Annotated in this window: 4 protein-coding genes; all 4 read left to right on the top strand. The window is 67.4% G+C overall.

What is annotated here, in order from left to right; translation table 11 throughout:
- A partial coding sequence (locus NTX40_11030) for an isoprenylcysteine carboxylmethyltransferase family protein (protein ID MCX5649607.1) occupies nt 1-529 on the top strand: 529 nt, incomplete at its 5' end.
- A gap of 185 nt (nt 530-714) precedes the next feature.
- A complete protein-coding gene (gene ispE / locus NTX40_11025; protein ID MCX5649606.1) occupies nt 715-1,644 on the top strand; it encodes a 4-(cytidine 5'-diphospho)-2-C-methyl-D-erythritol kinase in 930 nt (309 codons plus the stop codon).
- 20 nt (nt 1,645-1,664) lie between these two features.
- Nucleotides 1,665-2,231: a SpoVG family protein gene (locus NTX40_11020; protein MCX5649605.1), complete on the top strand. Its 567-nt coding sequence runs from the start codon at nt 1,665-1,667 to the stop codon at nt 2,229-2,231.
- A 433-nt stretch (nt 2,232-2,664) separates the two neighbouring features.
- Nucleotides 2,665-3,089: thiamine pyrophosphate-binding protein (locus NTX40_11015; GenBank protein MCX5649604.1), on the top strand; the 425-nt coding region annotated here is incomplete at its 3' end.

Here is a 3,089-nt window from a genome sequence, read left to right as displayed (position 1 = left end):
GTTGCGGGGATGGTTGGCGGCGCTGCCCGTCGTCGTCGCTTTCTTGTGTTCCTACGACGAACTTGAGAATGACACAACGACTTGGGCGATCGGCGGAGCGTTGTTTCTGGCGGCGATGGCGGTTCGGATATGGGCCCAGTGCCATCTGCACTATCGTCTGAGTGGTCACAAGGTCCTCACCGTGACGGGGCCGTACCGCTATAGCCGCAATCCGATTTACCTGGCGAACACGGCGATGATCGCGGCGTTGGTATGGTTGATGGAGGTCCCTTGGCTGGTGGTTCCTACGGTGATTTGGTGCGCGCTCGTTTACTCGGTAGTCGTTCGTTACGAGGAGAGTCGTCTGTCGGCCAACTTCGGCGAGCGCTACCGGTGTTACATGCAGACGGTTCCCCAGTGGTTCGGATGGCGCGCGGTGGAGGGCGCCGAGGGCATTCCGGGCCGGTGTCGCCTGGGCCTCGCCGTCGGTGCCGAAGTCCACTGCCTGCTGTTTCTGCTTCTGCCCGCATTCAAGGAGATGGTGTCTTAGTGTGGGAGGTCTGTCGGTCCCCCCGCCGGCGCCCGTGCGACCCAACGCCCGCCATCAAGGCGAAAAGCATATCCCGCGTTGACTTTCACGCCCCGGCCGGTTTATCATGTAGCGAGAGGCACCGCGCCGGACAGGAGGCGAGGCCGCGGGCTCCGCATCTCTACGATCCGGCAGGGGCGGCCATCATGCTCGAGACGGCACCATCGGAAGGCGGACTGACGGTCCAGGCCCCCGCCAAGGTGAACCTGACGCTGCGGGTTCTCGGCCGCCGGCCCGACGGCTATCACGATCTGGAAAGCGTCGTGGCGGCCGTCACGCTGTTCGACGTGCTGGAGTTCAGCGCGTCGGACGACCTTCATCTCGCGTGCGAAGGAATCCCCGTTTCCGCCGGCGAGGACAACCTGGTGCTGCGCGCCGCCCGGTTGCTGCGGACCGAGAGCGGGACGCGCACGGGCGCGCGGGTGCGCCTGGAGAAGCGGATTCCGCCCGGCCGGGGATTCGGCGGCGGGTCGGCGGACGCGGCCGCGACGCTTGTCGCGCTCGACGCGCTGTGGGGTCTAAATCTCGCGCGCGAAGACCTGGCGCGCCTGGGGGCGAGCATCGGAAGCGACGTGCCGTTCTTCTTCGGCTCGCCTGTGGCGATCCTGCGAGGTCGGGGGGAGCGCCTCGAGGCGGTTCAAGCGAGGTCGCCGTGGTGGCTCGCGCTCGCGTGGCCGGACTACGGCCTGGCGACGGTCGACGTGTACGCGGCGCTGGACCGCCTGGCGGAAAGCGTGAACGGCCGGCCGGAGGCGACCGCGGCGCTGGACCGCCTGGCGGAAAGCGTGAACGGCCGGCCGGAGGCGACCGCCATTCTCGAGGCCCTGGAAGGTCCGGCGTCGGGGGCGGCGGCTTTGCTCGTGAATGACCTCGAGGGGGCGGCCCGGCGCGTCCGATTAGATAGGATGGACCTGAGGGCCGTCTTCCGACAGTCCGGCGCCGCGGCCGTCGGAATGACGGGCAGCGGATCGGCGTATTTCGCCCTGGCAGACACCGAGGGCCAGGCTCGGCGTTTTGGAGACGCGGCGCGGGCCGCGGGCGCCGAAGCAACCGTGGTGCGACCGCTTCGGGAGTAGAAGCCACAGGAGACTGGGCCATGAAGGTCACGAACGTCACCGTGAAGTTGTCGCCGCACAGCAGCGACCGGCTGAAGGGCTTCGGCACCATGACGCTGGACAACGAGTTCGTGGTGCGGGACCTGAAGATCATCGAGGGGACGAGCGGCCTGTTTGTGGCGATGCCGTCGCGGAAACTGACGGACCATTGCCCGAAATGCCGCGGAAAAAATCACCTCCGCGCCAAGTTTTGCAACGACTGCGGCGCGCGCCTTCCGGAGAGGCGCGTCTCGGACGAGGAGGCCCAGGGCAAACTCCACGCCGACGTTGCCCACCCGATCAACACCGAGTGCCGAAACCGCCTCCAGCAGATTATCCTGGAGGCGTACGAGGAGGAACGGAAGCGGGCGGGCGAGCCGGACGCGCCGGCCGCCGAGCCGGACGCGCCGACCGCCGAGCCGCCGGTGTCCGACGAGTCTTCGGCGACGCCCCTGGACGACGAAGTGGACTGGGGCGACGCCCTCAAAGAGGACGATAAGAAGGAAGAAGGTTCGTTCGGCGAGGGCAAGCCGCCCCCGCCCTCGTCCTTCGGCGAGGGGATCGTGTAGGCCGAAAAGGAGGACGGGCGTGCTCTTTTGTAGCGCGGGGGTTTATCCCCCGCGCACAAACAGCGCGGGGCCCAAGGCCCCGCGCTACGAAAGACATCTTTCCCACAAAGCACTCCTGACCCCTTTTCTTCCGCGACGGTGCTTGACAATCGGCGGCAAGAGGGTAGAATCCTATCCCTGACGCCCCCTTGCGGGGCATGGTTTTCCCGGAGGCAAACCTTCCGGGACGGCCGATAAGGAGTACGGCGTTCGCCTGCGTTGGGCGGTCGCCGCCCTTCGACTCACTCAGGGCGACCCTGAGTATGGTCGAAGGGTCGGGGCGCGGAGCCACGCCGGCTTCGCGACCGTCGGGTCGGGGCGAGGTCCCGGCCCGGGTTGGACCGGGCCTTTCGTCTCACCGGCGAAGGCGCCCACAGCAGAAAGGAGCCGTGCCATGTCCTCGCGCTCGGGGGCCCATGTCCTCCTGGAAGTCCTGAAGTCCGAAGGGGTGGAGATTCTGTTCGGCATCCCCGGCGGGTCGGTCATCCCGATTCTCGACGCCCTCTACGACGAAAAGGAGTTGCGGTTCGTGCTGATGCGCCACGAGCAGGGCGCCGGTCACGCGGCCGACGGGTACGCCCGCGCCACCGGCAAGGTCGGCGTCTGCCTCGCCACCTCCGGCCCCGGGGCGACGAACCTCGTGACGGCCCTGGCGACGGCGAACTTCGACTCGGTCCCTCTTGTGGCCATCACGGGGCAGGTCAAGACGCACCTGATCGGCAACGACGCGTTTCAGGAGGCGGACATCACGGGCATCACGCGCCCCGTCACCAAGCACAACTACCTGGTGCGGGACGTGAACGAACTGGGCGAGACGCT

The organism is Planctomycetota bacterium (genome assembly GCA_026387035.1).
In the GTDB taxonomy this organism is placed as follows: Bacteria; Planctomycetota; Phycisphaerae; order FEN-1346; family FEN-1346; genus JAPLMM01.
Note: the sequence above shows the minus strand (reverse complement) of the source record. Positions and strands in the feature narration are given on the sequence as shown.

Excerpts from the sequence above, each read along its gene's own strand:
- ispE (MCX5649606.1), top strand. The coding sequence starts at position 715 with ATGCTCGAGACGGCACCATCGGAAGGCGGACTGACGGTCCAGGCCCCC.
- NTX40_11020 (MCX5649605.1), top strand. The coding sequence starts at position 1,665 with ATGAAGGTCACGAACGTCACCGTGAAGTTGTCGCCGCACAGCAGCGAC.